This is a genomic window from Microbacterium sp. NPDC087665 (assembly GCF_044743285.1).
Taxonomy (GTDB): Bacteria; Actinomycetota; Actinomycetes; order Actinomycetales; family Microbacteriaceae; genus Microbacterium.
Genome location: NZ_JBIUWD010000002.1, coordinates 273087 through 299198, shown reverse-complemented (window position 1 = coordinate 299198; position 26112 = coordinate 273087). Strand labels below are relative to the sequence as shown.

Below are 26112 nucleotides of genomic sequence, written 5' to 3'. Positions count from 1 at the left end.
CCACCTCCGCGATAGGCTCGCGGAGTGGCGTCCTTCTCTTTCGGCTCCGGCAATGCGGCCAAGCTGCTCCGGATCCCCCTCTACGCCCTCGGACGGGTCGGTACGGCCCTCGTCCCCCGGGGCGAGCGATGGGTCTTCGGGTGCGGGGCCGGCATCGGTGACGGCGCGCTCGCGCTGCACCGGCACGTCGAGAACCGCGGTCATGACGTCGTGTGGCTGACCTCATCCGATCGCGAGGATGCGGATGCCGCGGCTCTCGGTATCCGGACGATCCGCAAGAGCGGGATCCGGGGCTGGTGGGCGACGGCGCGCGCGGGAGTGGTCGTCGTCACGCACGGACTGGGCGACGTGAACCGTTACGCGAATTCCGGCGCCTTCGTCGTGCAGCTCTGGCACGGCATTCCGCTCAAGCGCATCGGGCTGGATTCGCCGGCGACGACGCAGGTGCCGAATGTTCCCGGCGCCGCCGTGCTGCGCCGCCTCGTGACGTACCTGTACCGGTCGGCGGCGCAGCGGATTCGCGTTCTCCCGGCGGCGTCTCACCGCTCGCGGGGTCGCCTGGAGTCCGCCTTCGGGCTTCCGGGCGACCGTGTCGTCGTGACGGGCGAGCCCCGGGTCGACGTGCTGTCCCACGGCTCGGAAGACGAGCGTCGCGCCGCAGCATCCGCTCTGCTGCACCGGGTCGACGAAGACCTTCCACAGACGGCGCGCACGATCCTGTACGCCCCGACCTGGCGCGACGGCGCCGCGGATCCCGCGGTTCCGACAGCGGACGAGTGGGTGCGGATCGTTCGTGCGCTCGAAGAGCGCGACGCGGTTCTTCTCGTGCGCTCGCATCCTCTCGGCGAGGGATCGTATCTGCCGCCGCTGCCCACCCGGCGGGTGCGGATGCTCGGCTCGGCGGTGCTCGCCGACGTCACCCCGGCTCTGCCCGCCGTCGACGTGCTCGTCACCGACTACTCATCGCTCGCCTTCGATGTCGGGCTCCTGCGCATGCCGGTGCTCTTCCTCACGCCCGACGCATCGGAGTACGCGCGCACGCGCGGCTTCTACGGCCGTCTTGACGACGTCACGGGCGACGACGCGGCCTCCTCGTGGACGGAGCTCGTGGCGCAGCTCGACGCGCTGCTGTGCGACGACGACGTGTTCACGTCGCGGGCCGAGCGTTCCGCTACGCTCAGCGCGGAGATGCACGCGTACCGCGACGGGAACAACACGCGCCGGGTGTATCAGGCAATCCGTGCGCGGGGAATCCGTGCACCGAAGGGAGCAGTATGACCACGGCTCGGATCGATGAGGCAGCGCAGACGCTGGTCATCGAAGGGACCGGACGGCGTCCGGCAGACGCCGAGCTCGTCGGCCCTCGTGCGCGGGTCGGCGCACGCGTCTCGGGCGAGGGCGACACCTGGACGGTCACCCTGCCGCTGCAGGCCGGTCGCTGGGGCGGACCGGCGCTTCCGCTCCCGGCGGGTCCCTATGAGCTGCGCCTCTCCGACGCCGATCTCTCTGACCTCACCATCGTCCCCACGATGCTTCCCGGGTTGCGCATCGCCGTCACCGGGAATGACGTGAAGATCGCGGCTCCGCTGGATCCGGTCTACGAGACCGCCGAGGGACAGGCGACACTCGAGGAACGCTACGTCGCTCAGGTCGGCGGAACCGAGAACGCGGTCTTCTTCGAGAGCTTCTACGGGCGCAGTGTCGGGTGCAACCCGCAGGCGATCGATCGCGAACTCGCTCGACGTGCGCCGGACGTGCGGCGCTACTGGAGCGTCGTCGACTTCTCGGTCCCGGTGCCCGAAGGAGCCATCGCCGTCGTCGAAGGCAGCCCGGAGTGGTGGCGGGCGCGGGGAGCAGCGCGGCTGCTCGTGGTCAACGACTGGCTGCGTCGGCGTTTCGCCCGCAAGCCGGGGCAGAAGGTGCTGCAGACCTGGCACGGCACGCCGCTCAAGCGCCTCGCTCTGCACCGCCCGGGATTCGATCCGCGCCGGATGGCAGCGGTCGTGAAGGAGTCCCGACGGTGGGACGTGCTGCTCGCGCAGAACACCTACGCCGAACGCATTCTCAAGAAGGCATACGCCTTCTTCGGTCGCCCGATCTGGGTCGAGGGCTACCCCCGCAACGACGCCCTGACGACGGGCGATCCGATGATCGTGCGCGCCGCGCTGGGGATCGGGCCCGAGGAACGCGTGCTGCTGTACGCCCCCACCTGGCGCGATGACCGCACCGAGATGGTCGACTTCATCGATGCCGAGCAGCTCGCCGAGCAGGCGGATGCCGTCGTGCTGGTGCGAGGGCACTCCCGGACTCTCCAGGAGGGGCGCGATCACGCTGGCGCTCGCGTGATCGATGTGACCGGCTACCCGGAGACCGCGCAACTGCTCCTCGCGGCCGATGCGCTCATCACGGACTATTCCTCGGTGATGTTCGACTTCAGCGTCACCGGCAAGCCGATGTACTTCCTCGTCCCCGATATCGACCACTACCGCGGCACGCTGCGCGGTTTCTACTTCGATCTCGAGGAACGCGCGCCGGGTCCGCTCGTGCGATCGCAGGACGAGCTGGTCACGGCCCTCGGCGATGCGACTCTCGTCGACGCCTATGCGCAGCGGTACGCGGCCTGGCGTCGGCAGTTCAACACCCGCGACGACGGGCATGCAGCGGAGCGCGTGGTGGACCGGATCCTCGACCAGGGATACGTCACCCGCTGACGCACTGCTGTCGCGCTGCCGACTTCAGGGAAGAGGGGTGTTGCGGGTGCCCAGCCGCGACGCGTCGACGGTGTCGCCGGCGCCGCGCAGCACGCCGCCGAGGAATCCCACACCCCACGACAGGTGCATCGTCGGAAGCACGAGAAGAGTCCAGAGGCGCTGCCGCAACCCGCCGCCGCCCGGCGCGAAGGCCACCGCGATCACGAGGAGCGCGTAGGCGATCAGCGGCAGGTACACGACAGAGGCCAGGAGCGAAGCGAGCCCGCTGAGCACGCCCGAGAGTTGCAGGATGCCGATGACGAGCGCGACCACCGTGATCAGCACCAGGGCGGGGGGAGCGAAGTAGCGCACGCCGTTGCGGCGGCCGAAACGACGCACCAGTTCACCTCGCCACGCGCCGGTGGCACGGAACTGGCGGGCGAGCCGCAACCAGCTCTCGCGCGGCCAGTAGGTGACCGACAGTGTCGGGTCGAACCACACGGTATGGCCGGCGTGACGGATGCGGAGGTTGAGCTCCCAGTCCTCTCCACGGCGGATCGTCTCGTCGAACAGCCCGACCTCGTCGAGCACGTCGCGGCGCATCACACCCAGATAGGCGGACTCGGCCTCGCCCTCGTCGGAGCCGCCGTGGTAGGCGCCGCCGCCGAGACCGACGGGGGAGTTGTAGAGGCGCGCGACCGCCTTCTGGAACGGGGTGCGTCCTTCCGCGTGCATCACGCCGCCGACGTTGGCGGCGCCGGTGCGCTCGAGCGTCTCGATGGCCCGCGCCGCGTATCCGGCGGAAAGCTCCGAGTGCGCGTCGACGCGGATGATCGTCGCATAGCGGCTGGCGCGGATGGCCGCGTTGAGGCCGACCGGGATGTGCGCGGCCGGGTTCTCGACCAGCTGGATGCGGTTGTCACCCGCCGCGAGCGCGTGCGCGAGTTCGGTCGTGCCGTCGGTCGACGGGCCGAGCGCGAGGATCAGTTCGACGGGGACATCGAGATCCTGTTCGAGCACTGAGGCCACAGCGTGCGCGAGATAGGCGCTTTCGTTGAGCACCGGCATGACGAAGGAGACCCCAGCGGCCGGAGCGTGCGAATCGTCGTCATGCATCCGTCGATCATGTCATGGGCGTCGGAAGGTTCGCTGAATCGAGATCTGAGGCACAGGTGGACTCAGTACTCTGGAGGGATGGGTGCACTCTCTGATGCGAAGAAGGCATACCGACTGCTGACGCGGGCGGTGACGTCCCGCACAGCGGTGCAGCGTGTGCGCAGACGCCTGTCGACGGCCGAGCCCTACCCCGACGAGCACTTCGAGATCGCCGTGTACTTCGCCGACGGTGCCGTGAACATGTACCAGATGCGTCAGTGGTACCGGCCTCTGCTCGAACTGTCGCAGTGGTGGCCCGTGGTCGTGCTCGCGCGACAGGCGACGGGCGCCGAGAAGCTCCTCGAAGAGGATTCCCCGCCGGTGGCGTTCGTGCCCACGGTGCGCGACCTCGAGCGCTTCGTGGCGAAGCACGACATCCGCATCGTCCTCTACGTCAACCAGAACACGCGCAACTTCCAGATGTTCCGGTACGGCCGTCGCTGGCACGTCTTCATCAACCACGGCGAGTCCGACAAGATGTACATGACCACCAACCAGTACAAGGCGTACGACTACGCTCTGGTGGCCGGTCAGGCTGCTCGCGACCGGCTCTCCCGCACCCTGTGGGACTACGACATCGATCGCCGTACGATCGAGATCGGTCGGCCGCAGGCCGATCACTACTCCGGATCTCTTCCCTACGCGCCGGATGACCGCACCGTCGTGCTCTACGCGCCGACGTGGGAAGGCGATCGTCCCAGCGCCCACTACGGCTCGATCGCCACGCACGGGGAGAAGCTCGTGAACGCTCTGCTCGCGACCGGAGAGCACCGGGTGATCTACCGTCCCCACCCGCGCAGCGGTGTCGTCGACGACGAGTACGGTGCCGCGCATCGGCGCATCATCGCCTCGATCAACGCGGCCAACGCCGCGGACTCCGCCGCCCAGCACTTCTACGACGACGGTCCGGAGCTGGGGTGGCAGCTGTCCGCCGCCGATGTGGCCGTCGTCGACATCTCCGCCATGGTCTACGACCGCCTGGCCGCTGGCAAGCCGTTGATGATCACGCGCCCGGGCGACGACCGCGCCTCGATCGACATGAGCGGTTATCTCGCGGATTGCGAATGGCTGACGGTCGCCGCGGCATCCGACATCGTCGCCGAGGTCGAGCGGGTGCGCGCCGACGAAGCAGCGGTCGCGAGACTGCGCATGTGGGTGCAGCACTACTTCGGAGATACGACGCCCGGGGCGGCGACGGCCAAGTTCCACGCCGCGATCGAGAAGCTCATGCAGGAGTGGGAGCACTGGCAGGCGCATGAGATGGGCTCGCTTCGCCCCGATGAGGACGACGACGACGAAGAAGGCGACGAAGAGGAGGTCTGATCATGGACTTTCCTCTCGCCCGGCGGGCTGCCGCCCGGTTCGATGTCGTCGACGAGACCGGTTCGACCAATGCCGACCTCCGTGCTCACGCGGCTGACGCCGATGCGTGGCCGCATCTCTCCGTGCTGGTGACGCGCAATCAGACCGCCGGTCGCGGACGCCTCGACCGCACGTGGGTGGCCCCGGCGGGTTCCGCGCTCGCCGTCTCGATCCTCATCAGACGCGCACTCGATCCGTCGATGCGAGGCTGGATCCCGCTGATCGCCGGCGTCGCGATGGCAGACTCCGTCGCCGCGCAGCTGCCCGACCGCGTCGTCGCGGTGAAGTGGCCGAACGATGTGCTCGTCGACGAGCGGAAGATCAGCGGGATCCTCGCCGAGGTCGCGGGCGACGCGATCATCGTCGGAGCGGGAGTGAACACCGCGATGACCGAGCAGCAGCTGCCGGTGCCGACCGCGACCTCGTTCGCCGTCTCGGGCGGGGTCGTCGACGAAGACCGCCTGCTCGCGGACTACCTCCGCACGCTCGACCGTCATCTCGAGAGTCTCGTAGCCACCGGAGACGCGATCGTGAGTGGCCTGCACGCGCGGGCGACGGCACGCAGCGCCACTCTGGGGCGGGCGGTGCGGGTGTGGTTGCCGGGCGACAGGATGCTCGACGGGACCGCTGCCGCGCTCGACGGAGAAGGGCGCCTCGTCGTCGACGCCGACGGCGAATCGCACGTCGTGTCGGCCGGCGACGTCGTGCACGTCCGCGCGAACTGAGACTGACACGCCGCCCGTTCAGGCGGGAGTTGCGTGAGAACACGGGCACAATGGTGGGGTGACGCAGCCAGTGACGCTCGGTGGTCGTCCGATGATGCCGCCGCCCGGTGCGCCGTCGGAGGAACATCTGATCGCGCGCTTCCGTGGTCACGCTCGCCGCCTCCTCTGGTCGGCGATCGTGTTGATCGCGACCTTCGGGGCGACCGCCTACTTCTACGACAATCTGCCGGCACCGTTCGAGAACTGGATGCTCCTGGCCGCCGCTGCCGTCGTCGTCGTGCTGCTCGTCATTGTGCCGTTCGGAGTCTGGTACTCCCGATCCACCACGGTCACCACGCGGCGAGTGATCGCACAGCGGGGAGTCGGTGCGCGGCAGCGCCGCGAGATGTCCCACGCACGCGGATACACGATCGCCGTACGTCGCGGACCGCTGCAGCGGCTGTGGGGCGCAGGCTCGATCACGCTGTCGAACGGGGTGGATGCACCGCTGCGACTGGCCAACGTTCCCAACGTCACGCTCGTGCATGAGACGCTTGCCGACCAGATCGAGGTGGGCCAGATCCTCGCTCATCGGGATGCGCAGGCGGGTGGCGAGGCGTTCGGCCTCGAGTGAGTCGGGCTTCGGGGCTGCGCGACAGCGATCGCTGCGTGCATCCGTCGACGTGTCATCCGATCGCGTGGCGATGCAGGAGAATGGTCGTGACGAATGGAGACGGCACATGGCACTGCGTGTGGGCGTGATCGGCGGAGGACAGCTGGCCCGGATGATGATCGCTCCGGCGGTCGAGCTCGGACTCGAGATCAGGGTGCTGGCTGAGGCCGAGGGCATGTCCGCCCAACTCGCCGCTTCGGCCGTCGGCGACTATCGCGACCTCGAGACGGTCCGTGCCTTCGTCGCGGATGTCGATGTCGTGACGTTCGACCACGAGCATGTCCCGCAGGACATCCTGCGCGCGCTCGTCGATGAGGGCGTCTCCGTGCACCCGGGTCCCGATGCGCTGCAGTTCGCGCAGGACAAGCTCGTCATGCGTGCGCGCCTCGCCGAGCTCGGCGTGCCGCAGCCCGAGTGGGCGGCGGTGCATTCGACGGGCGAGCTGCAGGCGTTCCTCGACGCGCATGACGGTCGAGCGGTCGTCAAGACGCCGCGCGGCGGCTACGACGGCAAGGGCGTGCGCGTGGTGCGAGCGGTTGCCGAAGTACAGGATTGGTTCGACGCGCTGCCCGACGGCGATGCGCTGCTCGTCGAAGAACTCGTGCCCTTCGTCCGCGAACTCGCCCAGCAGGTCGCGCGGCGGCCGAGCGGACAGATGGTCGCATACCCCGTCGTCGAGACGGTCCAGCGCGATGGGGTGTGCGCCGAGGTGATCGCGCCCGCGCCGCGGGCAGCAGAACGTCTCGTCGAGGTGGCCGAGGAGATCGGCACCAGCATCGCCGAGGGGCTCGGAGTCACCGGGATGCTCGCGGTCGAGCTCTTCGAGACCGACGACGAGCGCATCCTCGTGAACGAGCTCGCGATGCGTCCGCACAACAGCGGCCACTGGAGCCAGGACGGAGCGGTGACCGGGCAGTTCGAACAGCACCTCCGCGCTGTGGCCGACCTTCCTCTCGGGAGTGCGGCGCCGCGCGCGCCCTGGTCTGTGATGGTCAACATCCTCGGCGGGCCCGCCGAGGGAACTCTCGGCGAGCGGTTCGACGCGGCCATGGAAGCCCATCCCGACGCCAAGATCCACACCTATGGCAAGGATCCGCGTCCGGGGCGCAAGGTCGGTCATGTCAACGTCGCGGGCGACGAACTCGACGACGTGGTCTACGTGGCTCGCGCGGCCGCGGCCCATTTCGACTGATCGGGCCAGAGCCTGGGCCTCGGCCGCGTGCCGTTAGGGGAATCTCCAGCGCCAGACCGTAGCCTGAGTGTGTGACCGAGCCACTGCACTCTTCCGCCACGCCTCTCGTCGGCGTCGTGATGGGATCTGACTCCGACTGGCGTGTGATGAGCGATGCGTCTCAGGCGCTGACCGACTTCGGCATCGCGCACGAGGTCGAGGTCGTCTCGGCGCACCGCACGCCGGACAAGCTCATGAGCTACGCCCGCGAGGCCCGGGGCCGCGGCATCCGGGTGATCATCGCCGGCGCCGGCGGCGCAGCGCACCTGCCCGGCATGATCGCGTCGATGACGGCGTTGCCGGTCATCGGGGTTCCGGTTCCGCTCGCGTACCTCGACGGCATGGACTCCCTGCTCTCGATCGTGCAGATGCCTGCAGGCATCCCGGTCGCGACCGTCTCGATCGGCGGCGCCCGAAACGCCGGCCTCCTGGCCGCGCGCATCCTCGGCACCTCCGACGACGATCTCGCCGATCGTGTCGAGGCCTACGCGAAAGACCTCGAGTCTCAGGTCGAGGAGAAGAACGAACGGTTGAAGGCGTCCCTGTGACCCTGGCGCCGCCCCGCGCGTCCGGTCGACCGCTCATCGAGACCCGGCCGATGCGGCATCCCGATGCGTCCGACTCGGGAGCGATGACCAAGCGCGGTTGGTGGCTCGTGGTCCTCAACCTGCTGCTTCCGGGCTCCGCCCAGGTGCTGGCGGGCAACCGACGACTCGGTCGGATCGGCCTCCGTGCGACGCTGCTGTCGTGGTTCCTGATCATCGTGGTCGCCGGGCTCGCACTCTTCGCCCGCCCGGTCTTCCTCTGGTTGACGATCGGCGCGGGGTGGTTCTCGGCGCTCGTGCTGACTCTGGCGCAGATCCTGCTCGTCGGGTACGTCGCGCTGTGGATCGTCCTCACCTTCGACGTTCTGCGTCTGGTGCGCCTGGTGAAGGTGCCGACGGCCTCGAGATTCGCGATCCCGGTGGTCGCGCTGATCCTTCTCGGACTCGTCGGCGGAGCGGCGGGCTATGCCGCCACGGCCGTCGGATCCGTCCGCAGCACCATCAGCACCATCTTCGGGCAGAGTGGACCGAGCCTGCCGCCCAGCGACGGCTACTACAACATCCTGCTGCTCGGCGCTGACAGCGGTGACGGGCGTGACTCGATGCGCTTCGACAGCATCTCCGTCGTGTCGGTGAACGCCGAGACGGGGGCCGTGACGATCACGGGTATTCCCCGGGAACTGCCGAACGCCCCGTTCAGCGAGGGCAGTCCGATGCAGGAGCTCTACCCGAACGGGTTCGAGGGCCACGGCTCATCGACATGCGGGTGGAACGGGTGGATGAACCACGTGCGCAACGCTGCCGAGGTCTGCCGCGACGACAAGGGCGTATCGCTCTACCCGGATGCCGCGGCCGCCGGTTCGGATCCGGGTATCGAAGCGACCAAGGACGCTGCCGAGGGTGTGCTCGGCATCGAGATCCCGTACTACGTCTTCGTCGACATGCACGGCTTCGCCGATGTTGTCGACGCGCTCGGGGGCGTCGACATCAATGTCGTCGAGCGGCTGCCGAAGGGCGGGCCGCCCGAGGGTTGGCACGGCACCGACGCGAATGACTGGGCCATCGGCTGGATCGAACCCGGTCAGCAGCACATGGACGGTGATACCGCGCAGTGGTACGCCCGATCGCGGTACACGACGAGCGACTGGGATCGCATGAAACGTCAGCGGGAGCTGCAGGAGGCGATCCTCGACCAGTTCACGCCTCAGACCGTGTTGACGCGATTCAACGAGGTCGCCGCGGCGGGAACGGCGCTGATCAGCACCGATCTGCCGCAGGACAAACTCCCCGAGTTCTTCGACCTGATGATGAAGGCCAAGGAACAACAGGTCGCGACGATCGAGCTGACACCGGAGAACGGCGTCGACGAGCATCAGCCCGACTACGCGTACATCCACGAGATGATCCAGCAGGCACTGCATCCGCCGACGCCGGCTCCTACGCCTGCGCCCTGACCAGCTGTCCGCACGCACGAGATCCTGTCTCGCTCGACCGTGCCGGCGCATGAAAGTGCCCACGGCTGCCTCGGGAGAGTGAAAGAGGAAGCCGTGGGCATCCGGTGTGACCACCGGATTCACCAGACGACGGTGATCGGAGGGGGAGGGATCACCGTCGTCCAGTCGACCACCGCACAAGGCGGTGATCAGATCTAGGCGCGCTTGCGGCGAGCAGCTCCGATGACGACGAGGCCACCGCCGATGGACAGCGCAGCTGCTCCACCGCCGATGATCCACGGCGAGATGCTTCCGCCCGTGAGAGCGAGTTCGAAAGTGCCCGTCCCCGTGCCGGTGCTGAGCGGCAGCTCAGTACCCGCCGGAGCGACGGTCGGATCGTGATCGCAGCTCGACTTCGCATCACTGACGGTGATGACTGCGGTGTACTGACCGATCGTGGTGACGGCCGCAGCGCGGGCCGTCGCAGCACCGCCGGCAGCGGTGAAGGTGATCGAGTAAGCGCCGGAGGCGCCGGACGGCGGACGGAACGTCACCGTCAGACTGCCGTCGGAGCCCGCCGTGTTGCCGGACACGGATGCCTCAGAGGCATTCAGGCCGGAGACGGAGACGCCCACCTGTTCGGAAGGTTGGAACGATCCCGGACCGAAGACGATGGTCGAGACGTTGCAGATGTCGATGATCGGGTCGTTGACCGTCACACTCGGTTTGTCGGCATAGGAGTCGGTCTCCGCGTTCGCGGCGGCCGGTGCGGCGAGCAGAATGACGCCAGCGGCAAGGCTGATAGCAGCCAGTTTCTTCAGCATGATAATCCCCAGAATTCACGCGGAATCGCATCCGAATACACCCCTGCATTCGACTGCGTGGATTCTCCCTGCCCCCACGGCAGGTTTTTAGAACCCAGATATTCCCCAGTGAGAAGAACGTACCCCATCGCGGGGCGATTGTCACGAAGCGCAGCGCAGTTCGTGGCGCGTCGCGTCCGGAGCGTCGATCGTGGGGGTCTGCACCACGCGGGTGACCCGCTCTCCGGCACCCTCGCCCTGGAACTCGACGGTGATCGTGGCCGACTCGCCGGGGGCGAGGACGACATCGTGCTGCACGGCGGAGCGCGCGCCCAACAGCGTGGTCTGCACCGGTGCCTCGGCGCCGTCCAGATCCGTATGCGAGAGGGGCGCGCCCTCCGGACCGAACACGGTGATCAGGGTGCGAACGGACCCCGGGGGGACGCCGTAGTTCCCGCCGCCGGTGACATAGGGCGGAAGGGAGGTCGCCGCATCCGCCGGAGCATCGTTGGTCCAGGTGACCCGCACCTGCGTGGTCGGACGACCATCGCAGACGCCGATCGCGGTCGTCACCGACTCCGACGCGTAGTAGTCCATCTTGCCGCCGGTCGTGTCGTTGAGCAGCACGCCGACGTGACTGATGCCGTCGGTGTCGTTCGGGATCGTTCCCCCGAGCGACGACGCGGCGAGCAGGAGCTGCTCGTCTTCGTGCGCGCTCCAGATGCGGATCCTGTTCTCGCCCGCCGACTCGGCCAGAGACGACAGGAGAGCCTGCGGGTCGGCGCCCGACAACGCAGCCCCGAGCAGGCCGGTCGCGGCCTGGGCGAACACCTGGTCCTGGACGACCGGATCCGGGATGGCTGCGTAGATCTCGGAGAGCAGGATGCTGACCACGTTCTCCGACGTCGCGGTGAACGGGCCGAAGCTCAGGTCGCCCACGGCATCCATCAGGTGGGCCGCGACGACGGTGTCGACGGCGATCACCCCGTCGACCTGCCCGCCGAAGACTCCCTGCCACCGCGTCGCGATCGCGGGGCCGGCCTCGGCGAAGTCCGGGATGCTCGTCAGGTTCTGCAGGTATCGTCCCGGACCGTCCTCGAACAGCGCCACGGTCGAATCGCTGAGGGGGAGTGGGGCATCCAATGGAGGGAAATCGACGGTGGAGGCCTGACGTTCGAGCGTGATCCGGCCGCTCTCGGCGCGAAGAAGGGCGATCGAGCCGATGATTCCGCCGGAGGAGCGAAGCTCGGCGTTGTTCTGCATCGCGAGCACGTAGTAGCGCGGTTCGGTGCTCCCCAGCATCGTCGGCAGCAGCACCGATGCTCCGTGGAGCGTCCCGACGACCGTCGCCGCCTCGGTCACGGTCGACCGCATCTCACGCACTGCATCGGCGAGGGGAGGGAGCGTCGCATCCGCGTCGATGCGCACCGCGCGCTCTTCGGCTTCGTCAAGAGCGGCGGTGGCCTGGGCGAGAGGTGCCTGCACCGCGCCGAACGGGGTGAGGTCGATCGCGCCGCCGCTGAAGCCGAGTCCGGCCAGGTCGATGTCGTCCGCGGCCGCCAGCATCGGCGCGAGCGCCTCGGTGGAGACGTCGTCGGCGATCTGCGCGATCTCGCTCACGGCGCGGAAGTTGGGGCCGAGCCATGGAATCAGGGCGAATCCCTGCCAGACCGGGTCGGAGGTCAGCTCCCGTGCCGACGCGGCATGGCGGGTGATGCTCTCGGAGTACTTCCCGGCTCGAACGAGATCGCCCTCGGCGATCGCGGCCTTGAGCTGTGAGGAGTTCTGCGCGACCTGCTGCAGATTGTTGACCGCGCCGATTCCGCGGATCGTCACCCAGCCGAAGGCCACCAGCAGGCACGCCAGCACGATGCCCAGGACCCATCGTCCCCATCGGCGTCGTCTCGGAAGTCGCCCGTCACTCACGTGAGCATTCAAGCATGAACGCCCGATCCCGGGGGAAGAAGCTGAGCGATCGCTGACAGTCCCGCGGCGCGTCGTGAGGCTGCGGGGTGCGCGGGACCGGCGGAGTTACGCTGTTCACATGGGTGCTCGGCTGCGTGTGGTTCTTGATCAGCTGGTGCATGTCGTCGACCACGATCAGGCCGCCGCAGCGGTCGATCTGACGCGCGGACTGGTGATGACGGCGCCCTCGGGGTGCGCGGTCGAGGCGATCGTGCCCGCGGGCAGCGACGTGCCGATCGACGGAGTCGTCGATGTGCGCAGGATGGGTCTCGCGCGACGCGAGCTCGCGGCATCCTGGCAGCTCGGCCTCGTCGGTGGCGTCGGTGGCGGGCTGATCCATTCGGCCACGCTCATGGCACCGCTCGTGCGACACGATCGCGTGCATGACAACGATCAGACGACGGTCACGCTGTGGGGACTTCAGGCGTGGGAGGCCCCGGAAGCGATGTCGAGGTCGGCTGTCGCGTGGAACAAAGCCATGATGCGGCGTGCGGTCAAGCATGCAGACGCCGTGGTCGTGCCCTCGCACGCGATGGCGGAGCGTCTCGGCCATATCGCCAAGCTGGGGGAGCGCATCCGGGTGATCGCGGGAGCCGCGCCCCACGAATTCGTCATCCCCTTCGATGCGGTCGCGCGTCGGGAGGCGCTGTCGCTGCCCGAACGCTATGTCGTGCTCACCGGCTCACCGTCGTCGCTCGCCGAAGGATTCCGGGGCGCGGTCGCTGCCGGTGCCCATGCGGTCGTCCTCGATGCCCCCGACGGAGCGGAGCCCCGCCTGGCAGAGATCGCCTCGGCGGCGGGCCTGCCGGAGCAGCACGCGCATATCCGCGGATTCCTCTCCGCAGACGACCGCGCGGCGGTCTTCGCCGGGGCTGCGGCGCTCGCGGCGACCGACGCGGTTTCCGCCTGGCCCTGGCGCGTCGTCGAGGCGATGACGCTCGGCGTCCCGGTCGTCGCGGTCGATGGTGGAGTGCACCGCGATGTCATCGTCGACGGGGGGATGCTCGTCCCCCCGGGCGAGGTGGCGGAGGCCGTCGCCGACGCGGCGGGCGAGCGCTCGCGGCGCCTCGGCGTGCTCGGCGCGGACCGCGCGCGAGCCTTCTCCTGGGTGAGTTCGGCGGAGCGGGTGTGGGGATTGCACGCCGAGCTGTAGTCGACTGAGGTGTGATCGCGCCGCGCGTTATGCGTGTCCCCCCCCAATTTCCTGACAATCTCCGTCAGAATTGCTGTATGTCTGGACATCCCCCACGTCCTCCCCGTTTCAGCGTTCCCCGGCGCTGGGCCGCGGCCTTGCTCGCCACGGCGGCTCTTGTCGTCGGCATCCTGGTTCCGACCGGTGCTGCCGTCGCTTCGCCGACGGCCAGCGGCGTCAGTACCGCAGCCGGTGCCGCGATAGACCCGGCCACCGGAATAGCGAAGACGACGCTCGCCGGGTTCGACGCGGGCAACATCATCAGCGACGCCGTGTTCACGAACAAGAACACGATGTCGGAGGCACAGATCCAGACCTTCTTCAACAGCAAGGTCGCGAGCTGCCAGAGCGGGTACGTCTGCCTCAAGGACTTCAAGATCACGTCCGTCACCCGTCCTGCCGATGCATACTGCAGCGGGTATACGGGCGCGGCGAACGAGTCCGCCGCGCGCATCATCTACCGTGTCGCGCAGGCCTGCAACATCAACCCGCAGGTACTCATCGTCATGCTCCAGAAGGAGCAGGGACTGATCACGCACACCTGGCCGAGCGACTGGCGATACAACATCGCGCTCGGGCAGGGATGCCCCGACACGGCGCCCTGCGACCCGAACTACATCGGCTTCTTCCACCAGATCTACGGTGCTGCTCGCCAGATGCAGATCTACATGGAGGACCGCTGGTTCCAGTGGTACGCGCCGGGCAAGACCTGGAACATCCTCTACAACCCCAACGCCAACTGCGGATCGTCTCCCGTCTACGTCGCCAACAAGGCCACGTCGGCCCTCTACTACTACACGCCGTACCAGCCCAATGCTGCGGCGCTGCGAGCAGGGTACGGAGAGGGCGACGGATGCTCCGCCTACGGCAACCGCAACTTCTACAACTACTTCACCGACTGGTTCGGATCGACGCAATCAGTGGCGAAGGATGATCCGATCGGTGTCGTCGAGACCATCGAAGCCCTGCCCGGTGAATTCCGGGTGCGGGGATGGACGGTCGACCCGAACTCCGCCGAGAGCCTCGCGGTCCACATCTACGTCGGTGGCATCGGCTACCCGTTCGTCGCGGACCAGGAGCGTCCCGATGTGGGAGCCGCGTACCCCGGCAAGGGGAACAAGCACGGTTTCGACGTGCGCATCCCCGCGACGGCGGCGGGCGCCGTGCGGATCTGCGCATACGGGATCAATGTCGGCGCCGGCGGAAACTCCACATTGAGATGTGAAGAGGTCGTCGCGAAGACGGGCTCGCCGCTCGGCGGGCTGGAGTCGGCCGCGGGCGTCAACGGCGGCATCGACGTGTCGGGCTGGGCGCTCGACCCCGACACCGCCAGCTCGATCTCGGTGCACGTGTACGTCGGGTCCTCTGCGACCGCGCTCGTCGCGAGCCGGTCCCGCACGGACGTGCGGGCGCAGTATCCCCTCTACGGAGACGCGCACGGCTTCGGCGCGAAGGTGAGCGCCCCCGCCGGTACGCACAACGTCTGCGCCTATGGCATCAATGTCGGCAACGGCACGAATTCGCTGCTCGGCTGTGCGACGGTCGTCGTCCCGCAGGCCACGGATCCGGGACGCGTCCCCGTCGGCCACCTCGAGAGTGCGGTCGCAGGCCCCGGTGGCGCCACGCTGTCGGGATGGGCTTACGACCCCGACACGACCGACCCGATCGGCGTACGCGTCACGGTCGACGGCGCCGCGCAGAACTTCCGGGCCGACAAGGATCGTGCGGACTTCGGAGCGGCCTACCCGTCGATGGGATCGCGTCACGGCTTCAACGAGTTCGTCTCGATGTCGGTCGGATCGCACCAGGTGTGCGTATACGCGGTCAACAACGGCGCGGGCGGCGACACTCTGATCGTCTGCTCGACCGTGAAGGTGACCGCTCCGGTGGATCAGGGGCGCGTGCCCGGAGGGTTCGTCGAGGGCATCGCACCCGGTGCCGGCGGCGCGACGGTCTCGGGCTGGGCGTTCGACCCGGACACCACCGATCCCATCCAGGTGCACATCTACGTCGACGGTGCGGGCAAGAGCTACCTCGCCGACAAGGCGCGTGCCGACGTCGCGGCTTCGTACCCCGGCGCGGGACCGCGCACGGGCTTCAGCGAGTTCGTCTCGATGTCCGTCGGAACCCACCAGGTCTGCGTATACGCGATCAACAACGGCGCGGGTGGCAATCCGCTGATCTCCTGCTCGACCGTGAAGGTGACGGCGTCGGTCGATCTGGGTCGCGTGCCCGGCGGCTTCGTCGAGAGCATGACGCCCGGCACCGGCGGCGCGACGATCTCGGGCTGGGCATTCGACCCCGACACGACGGACCCGATCCTGGTTCACATCTACGTCGATGGCGTGGGCAAGAGCATCCTCGCGGACAAGGCGCGTGCAGACGTCGCCGCCGCATACCCGGGCGCGGGACCGCGCACCGGCTTCAGCGAGTTCCTTCCCATGTCGGTCGGGTCGCACCAGGTGTGCGTCTACGCGATCAATACGGGTGCCGGCGGTAATCCGCTGCTCGTGTGCTCCACGGTCAAGGTCAATGCCGCACCGGCGCCCGTCGACCAGAGTCGCGTGCCCGTCGGATTCGTCGAGAGCATGGTTCCGGGTGCGGGCGGCGCGACGCTCACCGGCTGGGCGTTCGACCCCGACACCGCCGATCCGATTCAGCTGCACGTCTACGTCAACGGCGTCGGCACGAGCTTCATCGCCGACAAGGAGCGCGCCGATGTCGGCGCCGCCTACCCGTCGGTCGGGTCGCGACACGGGTTCAGCCAGTTCGTGGCCATGCCGTCGGGGTCCAATCAGGTCTGCGTGTACGGCATCAACAACGGCGCAGGGGGCAACCCGCTGCTCGTCTGCTCGACAGTGAGGGTCCCGTGACCGCGCGGCTCGGAGATCACTGATCCCCACCCGCACTGACAACGGATGAGGCCGCCCGCGAGAGTTCGCGGGCGGCCTCATCCGTGTGCGGGGCGAATCAGTTCGCGGCGACGGCCTCGGCAGCATCCCGACGCTGAATGGAATTGTTGAGTCTACGGGCGAGCCGGTGGATGGGGCGCTCGAACGCGTAATAGAAGCCGACCGCGACGGCGAGGCTCACCAGTACAGTGAGGGCCGCAGGTACAGCTCCGACGCCCGTCGCGAAGCCCATCGCGATCATGATCGGTCGATGCACCAGGTAGAGGCTGAACGAGATCGTGCCGAGGAACACCATCACCCGCAGGTAGAGCACACGGCTGAGCGGCCGCCATTGGACGCTGGTGACCGTCAGCAGCATGATGCCGGCCAGCACGAGCGGCATCGTCGCCAGACGAGGATCGATGTCCATACCGACCAGCCACCGCCCGAGCAGGAAGAACGACGTCATCCCGCAGATCGAGACCACGACCAGGATCGCCCCGGCGGTGTGGCCCGCCCATCCGCCACGCTTCAAGAAGCTGAAGCAGCGGAGGATCTGCTCCCAGTACTGGGCGAGGAGCGCACCGAAGAAGAACATCGGCATGTAGGACAGGAGCTGATTGTTCACACTCCACCCGATCCAGCATCCGACGATCGCGACCACCGTCGCCCACCCCGGATGCCTGCGGACCAGATACAGATACACGGGCAGGAGGAGCGAGAACACGACCTCCCACTGCAACGACCACAGCACACCGATCGAGCCACTGGTCCCGCCCAGCAGCGTCGCGTCGCGCACGATATCCACCCACTCGTAGCTCGTCGGCAGGGTGGTGATGGCCATGTTGTCGCCGGGCTCGGCGACGTGCGGCACCAGCACGTACGTCAGCCACGCGAAGAGGATCGCGAAGAGGACCGGACCGTACAGGCGCAGCATCCTGCTGGGGAAGTACGCCGACCAGCTGAATCCCGGCTTCGTCGCTGCCTTCGTCAGAGCGAAGCCGGAGAGCACGAAGAAGAACCAGACGGCTTCCGCCCCCAGCCACGCGACGTGCACGGGCGAGAAGATGAGGATGTTGTAGATCTGGCGATCCGCCGGCTCCAGATTGATGCCGTTCTGTAGCGGAAGCCAGTTCAGCGCGAGCACATGGTAGAACAACACCGACAACGCAGCCAGACCGCGCAACGAGTCGAGTTCACGATTTCTGATGGGGTACCTCACAGGAATGACGAGCGGAAGCGGCTGCATGCGAGCCGTGTGCCAGCCAGTGCGTTCGCCGAGGTGCGGGCGACCCGCCGTCGTCCTAGCCGAGGTACGCCGCGAGTGAATCCAGCATAGGGGAGGGTGCGAAACCCGCCGCCGTGATCTTGTCGAGCGCCAGGACGCTGTTCGCAGGGCGGGGAGCGACGGGCGCCGTAGCGGCGGAGAAATACTCCTCGGTGCTGACGCCGGTGACCCGAGCGGGATCGTGACCGGTCGCCGAGAAGACGTGCTTCGCCAGTTCCGCCCAGGTCATCGGAGCTCCGGAGCCGGTGAGGTTGTACACGCCGTAGGCAGCATCGTTCTCGAGGAGATGGCGCACCCCCGCGGCGATGTCGGACGTGAACGTCAGGCGCCCGGTCTGGTCGTCGACCACCTTCGGATCGATCCCGCGCTCGGCGAGCGACGCCATGGTCTGGACGAAGTTCTTCCCCTCGCCGATCACCCACGACGTGCGGATGATGTAGTGACGGGGCACGGTGCTGACGATCGCGTCTCCTGCGGCCTTCGTCTGCCCGTACACACCCAGAGGCCGGATGCCGTCTTCTTCAGTGTATTCGCCGGGCTTCGTGCCGTCGAACACGTAGTCGCTCGACACATGGACGAGCGTGATGCCGTTCTGGGCCGCGATCTTCGCGAGAGCGGCCACTCCGGTGGCGTTCGCCGCCCAGGCATCCGCTCGCCCTTCCGGTGTCTCGGCCAGATCGACCGCCGTGTATGCCGCCGCGTTGATGATCGTCGCGTAGTCGCGCCAGCGGCGGGACCCGACGAACGACGGGTCGGCGAGATCCAGCTCAGCGCGCCCTGCGTACTCGAATTCGGCGGACTCCCCGAGCAGGCCGCGCATCGCACGACCGAGCTGACCGTTCGCTCCGACGATCAGGGTCTTGCGCGGCGGGATGGGAGTGACGTCGGCGAGACGCGGGTGCGCGAGGTCCTTCGCGGAGATCTCGACCTCGGCCAGCGGGATCGGCCAGTCGATCGCAGACGTCTCGTCGGCGAGGTTGAGGAAGGAGTACTCCGCATCGGGCGACCAGTGATCGTTCACCAGGTAGACGTAGGCGGTGTCGGCCTCGAGCGTCTGGTAGGAGTTGCCGACGCCGCGGGGCACGAAGATCGCGCGTGACGGGTCGAGCTCCGCCGTGAACACGGTGCCGAAGGAGGGGCCTTCGCGCAGATCGACCCACGCACCGAAGATTCGTCCCGTCGCGACGGACACCCATTTGTCCCAGGGCTCCGCGTGGATGCCGCGGGTGGTGCCGATCTCATCGTTGAAGGAGATGTTGTTCTGCACGGGACCGAAGTCGGGGAGTCCGGCCGCCAGCATCTTCTCGCGCTGCCAGTTCTCCTTGAACCAGCCGCGGGAATCCCCGTGGACGGGAAGATCCGCGATGAGCAGTCCCGGGATGGTCGTCTCGACCATTCCCAGAGACTTGCCGAACTCGGTCATCACTGTCCCTTGGAGGCGTAGAAGGACTCCGTCGCGTCCTTCGACGGTGCCCACCAGGTCTCGTTCTCGCGGTACCACGCGATCGTGGAGGCGAGTCCGGACTCGAAATCACCGTACGTCGGGGTCCACCCGAGCTCGGTGCGCAGCTTCGTCGAGTCGATGGCATAGCGGAGATCGTGGCCCGCACGGTCGGTGACGTGGTCGTAGGCGTCGGCCGGCTGGCCCATCTCGGTGAGGATCAGCTCGACGACGGACTTGTTGTCCTTCTCGCCGTCGGCTCCGATCAAGTACGTCTCGCCGATCTCTCCCTTGTCGAGGATGGTGAGAACCGCGGAGGAGTGGTCGTCGGCGTGAATCCAGTCGCGCACGTTCAGCCCTGCGCCGTAGAGCTTGGGGCGGATGCCGCGGATCACGTTGGTGATCTGACGCGGGATGAACTTCTCGACGTGCTGGTACGGGCCGTAGTTGTTCGAGCAGTTCGAGATCGTCGCACGCACACCGAACGACCGAACCCAGGCACGGACGAGCAGATCGCTGCCGGCCTTGGTCGACGAGTACGGCGAAGAGGGGTTGTACGGGGTGGACTCGGTGAAGCGCTCCGGGTCGTCGAGCTCCAGGTCTCCGTACACCTCGTCGGTCGAGATGTGATGGAATCGGCGATCGCGACGACGAGCCGCCTCGAGCAGGGTGTAGGTGCCGATGATGTTCGTGTCGAGGAACGGGCGCGGGTCGTGCAACGAGTTGTCGTTGTGCGATTCGGCGGCGTAGTGCACGACGGCGTCGACCTCGGCGAACAGTCCGTCGACGAGTTCCGCGTCAGCGATGTCTCCCTCCACGAACCGCAGACGGTCCGCCGGGAGGCCATCGAGAGAGGCCCTGTTCCCTGCGTACGTCAGCTTGTCCAGAACGGTGACGTGGGCGTCAGTGTTCGTGATGACATGGTGCACGAAGTTCGAACCGATGAATCCGGCACCGCCGGTGACGAGCAGTTTCTGCATGCTCCCAGCGTACCGGGAGCGCACCTGGGGATTCGGGGCGTTTGTTCAGGTGCATCGGATCAGCGAGACTAGGGGGTATGCGTGGCATCATTCTCGCCGGGGGCACAGGATCCCGGCTGCACCCGATCACCCTCGGCGTCTCCAAGCAGTTGGTCCCGGTGTACGACAAGCCGATGATCTACTACCCGTTGTCGACCCTGATCCTCGCGGGCATCCGCGACATCCTCATGATCACGACACCCCATGACGTGGAGTCCTTCCAGCGTCTGCTGGGCGACGGATCGAAGTTCGGCGTCTCCATCACCTACAAGACCCAGCCGTCGCCCGACGGCCTCGCACAGGCGTTCCTGCTGGGCGAGGAGCACATCGGCAACGAGCCGGTCGCGCTCGTTCTCGGCGACAACATCTTCTACGGCCAGGGGATGGGCACCCAGCTTCGCCAGTACACCGAGCTCGACGGCGGCGTCGTCTTCGGCTACTGGGTCAACGACGCGACCGCCTACGGCGTGGTGGAGTTCGACGATGCCGGCAAGGCCGTCTCCCTCGAAGAGAAGCCGGCGCAGCCGAAGAGCAACTACGCGGTCCCCGGGCTGTACTTCTACGACAACGACGTCATCGAGATCGCCAAGGCGCTCAAGCCCTCGCCGCGCGGCGAGCTGGAGATCACCGATGTGAACCGCGAGTACCTCGACCGCGGCAAGCTCAAGGTTCAGCTGCTCACGCGCGGGACCGCCTGGCTCGACACCGGGACGTTCGATTCGCTCGCCGAGGCCACGGACTTCATCCGCACGGTCGAGAAGCGTCAGGGCCTGTCGATCGGCTGCCCCGAGGAAGTCGCCTGGCGCATGGGATTCCTCACCGACGACGAGCTGCGCGAGCGCGCGGAGCCGCTGCGCAAGAGCGGGTACGGCGAGTACCTCCTCAAAGCACTGCAGCAGGGAGGCCGCTGAGTGGTGTCGAACGGCGTGCTCCCGGAGCCGCGGAGAGCAGTCGTCTATGCGCTCTCGGCAGACTCGCGCACCCTGGAATCGTCCACAGTCGCCGCGATCGAGGCGGTCGCGTCGCACGCCACCCGTCTGGTCGTGACGGTACCGACGAACGCGTCGGATGCCGCGGCCCGGCTGGCGCACCTCGACGCGCAGGTCATCGATGTGCACACCGCGCGATTCTCGCCGAGCAACTATCGGGAGGCGCTCGAGGCGCTCAAGCCGCTCCACGGTGAGATCGACGAGATCGTGCTCACCGGAGACGGGTGGTTCGGTCCGCTGAACTCGTTCGACGCGATGCTGGAACGCATGGACGCCGTTCCCGGAGACGGATGGCAGGCGGCGGAGATCGCGGGGGAGCTCGACGAGTCCTTCCCCGACCAGGGGCACGCTCTCCAGGCCATGCCCTGGACCTGGTTCGTCGCTCGTCGGTCGCTCTTCGAGAGCAGGGCATGGAACGCCTTCTGGGACGAGCAGGCCCGGCGCCCGAGAGAAGCCGAGCACGAGCGTCTGATCGCGCGGGTACTCACCCGCGCCGGCCGCCGCATCGAGTTCGCCTTCGCCTCCGCGAGCTACCCGACCGGTAACGCGCCCACGCACGTTCCCGATCTGCTGATCGAAGACGGATACCCGTTCCTCGACCGCGGCGTGTTCGGCTGGTACCCGGCCTACCTCGACAAGCACGGCATCATCGGCAGCGACGTCCTCGATGCCGCCGAGGGCCGGGGGCTCGATCGCGATGCGACACTGAGCGCGTTGGCGCGCACCGTGCAGCCCCGCACCCTCAACGCGAACGCCGGCCTGCTGGAGATCCTCCCGAGGCGAACTGTGGTGCCCGGAGCAGACGCCAGCGGCCTGCGCGTCGTGGCCGTCGTCTACGCTCGCGATCTTCCCGAGTTCGAGAATCTGTGCGGGCAGCTCGCCAATCTCCCGGCCGGATTCGATCTCGTCGTCACGACGACCGACGGGCGCAAGGCAGCCAGGGTCGAGCGGTTCATCGAAGCACAGGAACTCGGTCACAGCCGTCTCGATGTGCGAGTGACCCCGTCGAAGAAGGGGCGCGACATGGCCGACTTCTTCGTCGGCTGCCATGACCTGCTGCTCGAGCGCGACTACGACGTGATCGTCAAGGTGCACGCGCGCAAGCACACCAAGAAGACCCTCAACGTGGTCCGCTACTTCACGCGGTACCAGACGGAGAACCTGCTGTCGTCGCCCGAATACGTGCAGAACGTGCTCGGGATGTTCGCGGCCAAGCCTCATCTCGGCGTCGTCTTCCCTCCGACGATGCACATCGGATACTCCATCCTCGGCTCGGGGTGGGGCGGCGGTCGCTACCGCATCGCCGCGACCCGTTTCCTGCGCAAGCTCGGCGTCCATGTGCCTCTCGAGAACGTGTCGCCGCTCGCCCCGTACGGCGGGATGTGGATCTGCCGCCCGGAGGCGCTCGCTCCGCTCGCCGAGCGTCGACTGGGCTACCGCGACTACACCTCGAGCGGACCGATCAAGGACTTCGCCCGCATCCAGGAGCGTGTGATCGCGCACGTCGCGGGCGAGGCCGGATACTACGCGCAGACCGTGCTCACGCCCGAGCACGCGGCGATCAGCCACACGGCGATTGACTACAAGGTCGATCAGCTCTTCTCCACCACCCGCGGCTACCCGGTCGACGCGATCCGACTCGTGCAGCGGGCGGGACGGATGAGCGGGAGCGGAATCTTCGGCCTGTCGCGCATGCACCTCACGATGAACCACCCCGTGCTCGCCGCGATCGCGAGCCCGGTGTACAAGGCCGCCTACCTCGCCATCCACGTGGCCAAGCTCGGACGCAAGGCGATTCGATACGCTCGGCGCCGCATCAGCAACTACCGGGGAGGATTCTGATGAGAACCGCCGAACTCACCACCTTCCCGACGCGGGAAGCCGCGCGATTCCCCGACGGCGGAAGCCGCTTGCTCGTGTACGTCGTGTACGACCGCCGCGGCGAGGTCGAGGACTACGTCCCCTATGCGTTGAAGGATCTGCGCCGCTTCTGCGATCGCATCCTCGTGATCTCCAACGGCGCTCTCACCCCCGAGGGACGGGAGACGCTGGAATCCGTCGCCGATGAGGTGGTCGAGCGCGAGAACTTCGGGTTCGACATCTGGGGCTACAAGCACGGACTCGATCACGTCGGCGAAGCCATCGGCGACTACGACGAGGTCATCCTCGCGAACGACACCTGGTTCGGCCCCGTGCGCCCCTTCGATCCGGTGTTCGAGCGCATGGACCGCCAGGAGCTCCACTTCTGGGGGATGACGGATCACGTCCGCGTCGAGCCGAACCCGTTCACCGGGCGCGACTACCTCGCCTACCACCTGCAGTCGTACTGGTTGGTCGCGCGCAAAGAACTCGTCGCGAGCACCGAGTGGATCGACTACTGGGCGAATCTGCCGGTCATGAACGGCTACGAGGATGCCGTCGTCAAGCACGAGGCCGTCTTCACCGAGAAGTTCACGTCGTTCGGTTTCGTGGGCGAGGTGGCGTTCCCGACGATCACCGACAAGGTCGAGAACCACGCGGTGCTCTACGCCGAGCAATTGCTCGATGCGGGCTGCCCGACGCTGAAGCGCCGCCCGTTCTTCCAGTGGCCCCCGTACCTCGACAGGCTCGCCGTGATCGGCGCGTGGACCCTCGAGGCTGCAGCCCACTACGGCTACCCGATGCCGATCCTCATGCAGGACCTCGCGAGGAACGTCGAGCCCCGAACGTTGAATGCGGATGCCGCATTGCTCGACGTGATCTCGGAGCACGACTCGACCTACGACGAGACGGCGCCGCTGCGCATCCTCGCCATCGCGCACATCTACTATCCGGAGCTCACGTCGAGCATGCTCGACGGTCTCGATCGTCTGCCGGGGGAGTACGACCTCATCGTCACCACCGCGGACGACGAGCGAGCAGACCAGATCCGGTCGGTGCTGTCGACGCGCACCGCCCGCGGCAACGTCGACGTCCGTGTCGTGGAATCGAACGACGGTCGTGACCAGAGCGCACTCCTGGTGGCCTGCCGTGACGAACTCCTCAACGGCGAACACGATCTGATCGTGAAGATCCACTCGAAGAAGACGCCGCAGGACGCCTTCAACCCCGGGCGTCTCTTCGCCCGGCAGCAGTTCGAGAACCTGCTCCCCAGCGAGGGATACGTGGCGAACGTCGTCGGACTGTTCCAGCGTGAGCCCGGCCTCGGGCTCGCCTACCCGCCGATGGTCCACATCGGGTACGGCACGATGGGGCACGCCTGGTGGGACAACCGGCCACGGTTCGTGGAGGTCGCCAAGGATCTGGGCATCCGCGTGCCGGTCGATCAGCTGTCGCCGCTCGCACCGTTCGGCTCGATGTATTTCGCGCGTCCCGAGGCGCTCCGCCTGCTTCTCGCAGAGGAGTGGAGTTACGATGACTTCGGCGGGACCGAGGCTTACAAGGACGGCGGACTCGCGCACGTCCTCGAGCGCATGCCGTCGTACGCGGCAGGCGAGCTCGGTTACCACACCCGCACGATCGCGACCCCTGCGTATCTGGCGCGGAGCTACACCGCGTTGGAGTACAACCTCGATCAGATGTCGAGCACGATGATGGACACGACGATGCAGCAGATCGAGCGGATGCGCGCCGCAGGCGACTTCGGGGATGGACGCCTCGAGGACTTCGCCTACATGTATGCGCGTATGAACAGACCAGAGCTGGAGCCGCGATTCCGCGACGTCTTCGCGAAGGTGGAGCCATGGCGACGTCGCCTCGGCAGGCTCCGCCCCTCGCGAATCCTCCGCAGACTCTTGCCGAAGCCCGGCAACAAGGGAGCATGAACGGAATGACAGAGGCAACGCCTTCGGCGGCCAGTGCGAGGTTCGCGCGAATCGCCGAGATGCCGATGCGCAGTATCGGCGCCATCGGGAAGGGAGCGAGCGGTGGGTTCTTCGGACCCTTCCGTGAGCTGATCGACCATCGGGAGATGCTCTCCCTCCTCGTCAAGCGCGACCTCAAGGCCCGCTACAAGGACTCGGCGCTGGGCTTCCTGTGGGTGCTCGCGCGCCCGCTGATGCAGCTCGCGATCTACTTCGTCGTGCTCGGGCACTTCCTCGGCGCAGCCCGCGGCATCCCCGATTTCGCCATCTACGTCTTCGCCGGTCTGACGGCGATGGGTCTCTTCCAAGAGATCCTCGTCGGCGGCACCGGATCGATCCTGGCGAATGCCGGACTCGTGAAGAAGGTCTATGTGCCACGCGAGGTCTTCCCGCTCGCGAGCACCGGAGCTGCCCTGTTCAACTTCGGCGTGCAGCTCGTCGTGCTCGTGATCGCGACGTTCGCGATCGGAAAACCACCGCTGCATCTCGGTCTGATCTACTTCCTGCCGGCGCTCGCCCTGATCGTCGTCTTCGGACTCGCTCTCGCGCTCCTGTGCGGCGCGATCAACGTGTATCTCCGGGACACCCAGTACCTCGTCGATGTCATCACGATGCTGCTGTTCTGGGCCTCGCCGGTTGTCTACGCCTGGCAGATGGTCGCCGATCTCGTCAAGACGCCCTGGGTCGTCGAGCTGTACACGAACAACCCGCTCACGCTCGCCGTGCTCGGCTTCCAACGGGCGTTCTGGGTCTCGGGTGACGCCGTCGCGTGGCCGGACAACCTCATGGTTCGGATGCTCATCGCCCTGATCATCGGGGTCGTCCTGCTCTTCGTGAGCCATCGTGTCTTCCTGCGGCTGCAGGGCAACTTCGCGCAGGAGCTTTGATC

Annotated in this window: 20 protein-coding genes; 14 read left to right on the top strand and 6 right to left on the bottom strand. The window is 67.3% G+C overall.

The features are described from left to right. Positions 1–24: 24 nt before the first annotated feature. The gene (locus ACIOSY_RS04935) at positions 25–1278 is read left to right on the top strand and encodes a CDP-glycerol glycerophosphotransferase family protein (protein WP_400849916.1); all 1254 of its coding nucleotides are present in this window, start codon (positions 25–27) and stop codon (positions 1276–1278) included. Next, the gene (locus tag ACIOSY_RS04930) at positions 1275–2711 is read left to right on the top strand and encodes a CDP-glycerol glycerophosphotransferase family protein (protein WP_400849913.1); all 1437 of its coding nucleotides are present in this window, start codon (positions 1275–1277) and stop codon (positions 2709–2711) included. The genes ACIOSY_RS04935 and ACIOSY_RS04930 overlap by 4 nt, the downstream gene beginning before the upstream one ends. Positions 2712–2735: 24 nt before the next feature. Here the strand turns inward: ACIOSY_RS04930 and ACIOSY_RS04925 are convergent, their stop codons facing one another. Then, entirely contained in the window at positions 2736–3806 is a 1071-nt protein-coding gene (locus ACIOSY_RS04925) for a glycosyltransferase family 2 protein (RefSeq protein ID WP_400849910.1), read from the bottom strand. A gap of 78 nt (positions 3807–3884) precedes the next feature. On the opposite strand from ACIOSY_RS04925, the gene ACIOSY_RS04920 reads away from it, so the two are divergent. The 6 genes from ACIOSY_RS04920 (at position 3885) to ACIOSY_RS04895 (ending at position 9814) form a co-directional block, all read left to right on the top strand. Beyond that, a complete protein-coding gene (locus ACIOSY_RS04920) occupies positions 3885–5168 on the top strand; it encodes a CDP-glycerol glycerophosphotransferase family protein (RefSeq protein ID WP_400849907.1) in 1284 nt (427 codons plus the stop codon). Between the two features lie 2 nt (positions 5169–5170). Continuing rightward, positions 5171–5932 (top strand): biotin--[acetyl-CoA-carboxylase] ligase, encoded by a 762-nt coding sequence (locus tag ACIOSY_RS04915; RefSeq protein WP_400849904.1) that lies wholly within the window; start codon positions 5171–5173, stop codon positions 5930–5932. 94 nt (positions 5933–6026) lie between these two features. After that, a complete protein-coding gene (locus tag ACIOSY_RS04910; protein ID WP_400850932.1) occupies positions 6027–6545 on the top strand; it encodes a PH domain-containing protein in 519 nt (172 codons plus the stop codon). Between the two features lie 70 nt (positions 6546–6615). Further along, positions 6616–7776 carry a 5-(carboxyamino)imidazole ribonucleotide synthase gene (locus tag ACIOSY_RS04905; RefSeq protein WP_400850929.1) on the top strand — a complete coding sequence of 387 codons (1161 nt, stop codon included), beginning with the start codon at positions 6616–6618 and terminating at the stop codon, positions 7774–7776. 119 nt (positions 7777–7895) lie between these two features. Then, positions 7896–8363, top strand: a complete 468-nt coding sequence (gene purE / locus ACIOSY_RS04900; protein WP_400850926.1) for a 5-(carboxyamino)imidazole ribonucleotide mutase — start codon at positions 7896–7898, stop codon at positions 8361–8363. Continuing rightward, positions 8360–9814: an LCP family protein gene (locus ACIOSY_RS04895; protein WP_400849900.1), complete on the top strand. Its 1455-nt coding sequence runs from the start codon at positions 8360–8362 to the stop codon at positions 9812–9814. The genes purE and ACIOSY_RS04895 overlap by 4 nt, the downstream gene beginning before the upstream one ends. Positions 9815–10008: 194 nt before the next feature. On the opposite strand, the gene ACIOSY_RS04890 is transcribed toward ACIOSY_RS04895, so the two are convergent. Together ACIOSY_RS04890 and ACIOSY_RS04885 are read right to left on the bottom strand one after the other, a co-directional pair. Beyond that, on the bottom strand, positions 10009–10617 hold the full coding sequence (locus ACIOSY_RS04890) for a hypothetical protein (RefSeq protein WP_400849897.1): 609 nt from the start codon (positions 10615–10617) through the stop codon (positions 10009–10011). Between the two features lie 141 nt (positions 10618–10758). Next, a complete protein-coding gene (locus tag ACIOSY_RS04885; RefSeq protein WP_400849894.1) occupies positions 10759–12522 on the bottom strand; it encodes a DUF4012 domain-containing protein in 1764 nt (587 codons plus the stop codon). 118 nt (positions 12523–12640) lie between these two features. Here ACIOSY_RS04885 and ACIOSY_RS04880 point away from each other — a divergent pair, with 118 nt between their 5' ends. Together ACIOSY_RS04880 and ACIOSY_RS04875 are read left to right on the top strand one after the other, a co-directional pair. Further along, complete coding sequence (locus ACIOSY_RS04880) at positions 12641–13714, top strand: glycosyltransferase (protein ID WP_400849891.1); 1074 nt, start codon at positions 12641–12643, stop codon at positions 13712–13714. A 77-nt stretch (positions 13715–13791) separates the two neighbouring features. After that, the gene (locus ACIOSY_RS04875) at positions 13792–16626 is read left to right on the top strand and encodes a hypothetical protein (RefSeq protein ID WP_400849888.1); all 2835 of its coding nucleotides are present in this window, start codon (positions 13792–13794) and stop codon (positions 16624–16626) included. 97 nt (positions 16627–16723) lie between these two features. On the opposite strand, the gene ACIOSY_RS04870 is transcribed toward ACIOSY_RS04875, so the two are convergent. The 3 genes from ACIOSY_RS04870 to rfbB are packed head-to-tail and all read right to left on the bottom strand — an operon-like array spanning position 16724 to position 20353. Continuing rightward, on the bottom strand, positions 16724–17893 hold the full coding sequence (locus ACIOSY_RS04870; protein ID WP_400849885.1) for an acyltransferase family protein: 1170 nt from the start codon (positions 17891–17893) through the stop codon (positions 16724–16726). A 55-nt stretch (positions 17894–17948) separates the two neighbouring features. Beyond that, positions 17949–19355 carry a sugar nucleotide-binding protein gene (locus ACIOSY_RS04865; protein ID WP_400849882.1) on the bottom strand — a complete coding sequence of 469 codons (1407 nt, stop codon included), beginning with the start codon at positions 19353–19355 and terminating at the stop codon, positions 17949–17951. Next, positions 19355–20353 carry a dTDP-glucose 4,6-dehydratase gene (gene rfbB / locus ACIOSY_RS04860; protein ID WP_400849879.1) on the bottom strand — a complete coding sequence of 333 codons (999 nt, stop codon included), beginning with the start codon at positions 20351–20353 and terminating at the stop codon, positions 19355–19357. The genes ACIOSY_RS04865 and rfbB overlap by 1 nt, the downstream gene beginning before the upstream one ends. A gap of 77 nt (positions 20354–20430) precedes the next feature. Here rfbB and rfbA point away from each other — a divergent pair, with 77 nt between their 5' ends. The 4 genes from rfbA (at position 20431) to ACIOSY_RS04840 (ending at position 26110) form a co-directional block, all read left to right on the top strand. Continuing rightward, a complete protein-coding gene (gene rfbA / locus ACIOSY_RS04855; protein WP_400849876.1) occupies positions 20431–21303 on the top strand; it encodes a glucose-1-phosphate thymidylyltransferase RfbA in 873 nt (290 codons plus the stop codon). Further along, positions 21304–23223, top strand: a complete 1920-nt coding sequence (locus ACIOSY_RS04850) for a rhamnan synthesis F family protein (RefSeq protein ID WP_400849873.1) — start codon at positions 21304–21306, stop codon at positions 23221–23223. Further along, entirely contained in the window at positions 23223–25184 is a 1962-nt protein-coding gene (locus ACIOSY_RS04845) for a rhamnan synthesis F family protein (RefSeq protein WP_400849870.1), read from the top strand. Before ACIOSY_RS04850 ends, ACIOSY_RS04845 begins: the two co-directional genes overlap by 1 nt. A gap of 65 nt (positions 25185–25249) precedes the next feature. Next, entirely contained in the window at positions 25250–26110 is an 861-nt protein-coding gene (locus ACIOSY_RS04840) for an ABC transporter permease (RefSeq protein ID WP_400849867.1), read from the top strand. The last annotated feature ends 2 nt before the right edge of the window (positions 26111–26112 follow it).

Bases quoted from the DNA above. Each gene is read 5' to 3' on its own strand.
- ACIOSY_RS04890 (WP_400849897.1), bottom strand. From the start codon at position 10,617: ATGCTGAAGAAACTGGCTGCTATCAGCCTTGCCGCTGGCGTCATTCTG.
- rfbA (WP_400849876.1), top strand. From the start codon at position 20,431: ATGCGTGGCATCATTCTCGCCGGGGGCACAGGATCCCGGCTGCACCCG.
- ACIOSY_RS04915 (WP_400849904.1), top strand. From the start codon at position 5,171: ATGGACTTTCCTCTCGCCCGGCGGGCTGCCGCCCGGTTCGATGTCGTC.
- ACIOSY_RS04920 (WP_400849907.1), top strand. From the start codon at position 3,885: ATGGGTGCACTCTCTGATGCGAAGAAGGCATACCGACTGCTGACGCGG.
- ACIOSY_RS04905 (WP_400850929.1), top strand. From the start codon at position 6,616: ATGCAGGAGAATGGTCGTGACGAATGGAGACGGCACATGGCACTGCGT.
- ACIOSY_RS04845 (WP_400849870.1), top strand. From the start codon at position 23,223: ATGAGAACCGCCGAACTCACCACCTTCCCGACGCGGGAAGCCGCGCGA.
- ACIOSY_RS04880 (WP_400849891.1), top strand. From the start codon at position 12,641: ATGGGTGCTCGGCTGCGTGTGGTTCTTGATCAGCTGGTGCATGTCGTC.
- ACIOSY_RS04930 (WP_400849913.1), top strand. From the start codon at position 1,275: ATGACCACGGCTCGGATCGATGAGGCAGCGCAGACGCTGGTCATCGAA.
- ACIOSY_RS04910 (WP_400850932.1), top strand. From the start codon at position 6,027: ATGCCGCCGCCCGGTGCGCCGTCGGAGGAACATCTGATCGCGCGCTTC.
- purE (WP_400850926.1), top strand. From the start codon at position 7,896: ATGGGATCTGACTCCGACTGGCGTGTGATGAGCGATGCGTCTCAGGCG.
- ACIOSY_RS04840 (WP_400849867.1), top strand. From the start codon at position 25,250: ATGCGCAGTATCGGCGCCATCGGGAAGGGAGCGAGCGGTGGGTTCTTC.
- ACIOSY_RS04925 (WP_400849910.1), bottom strand. From the start codon at position 3,806: ATGCATGACGACGATTCGCACGCTCCGGCCGCTGGGGTCTCCTTCGTC.
- rfbB (WP_400849879.1), bottom strand. From the start codon at position 20,353: ATGCAGAAACTGCTCGTCACCGGCGGTGCCGGATTCATCGGTTCGAAC.
- ACIOSY_RS04865 (WP_400849882.1), bottom strand. From the start codon at position 19,355: ATGACCGAGTTCGGCAAGTCTCTGGGAATGGTCGAGACGACCATCCCG.
- ACIOSY_RS04870 (WP_400849885.1), bottom strand. From the start codon at position 17,893: ATGCAGCCGCTTCCGCTCGTCATTCCTGTGAGGTACCCCATCAGAAAT.
- ACIOSY_RS04875 (WP_400849888.1), top strand. From the start codon at position 13,792: ATGTCTGGACATCCCCCACGTCCTCCCCGTTTCAGCGTTCCCCGGCGC.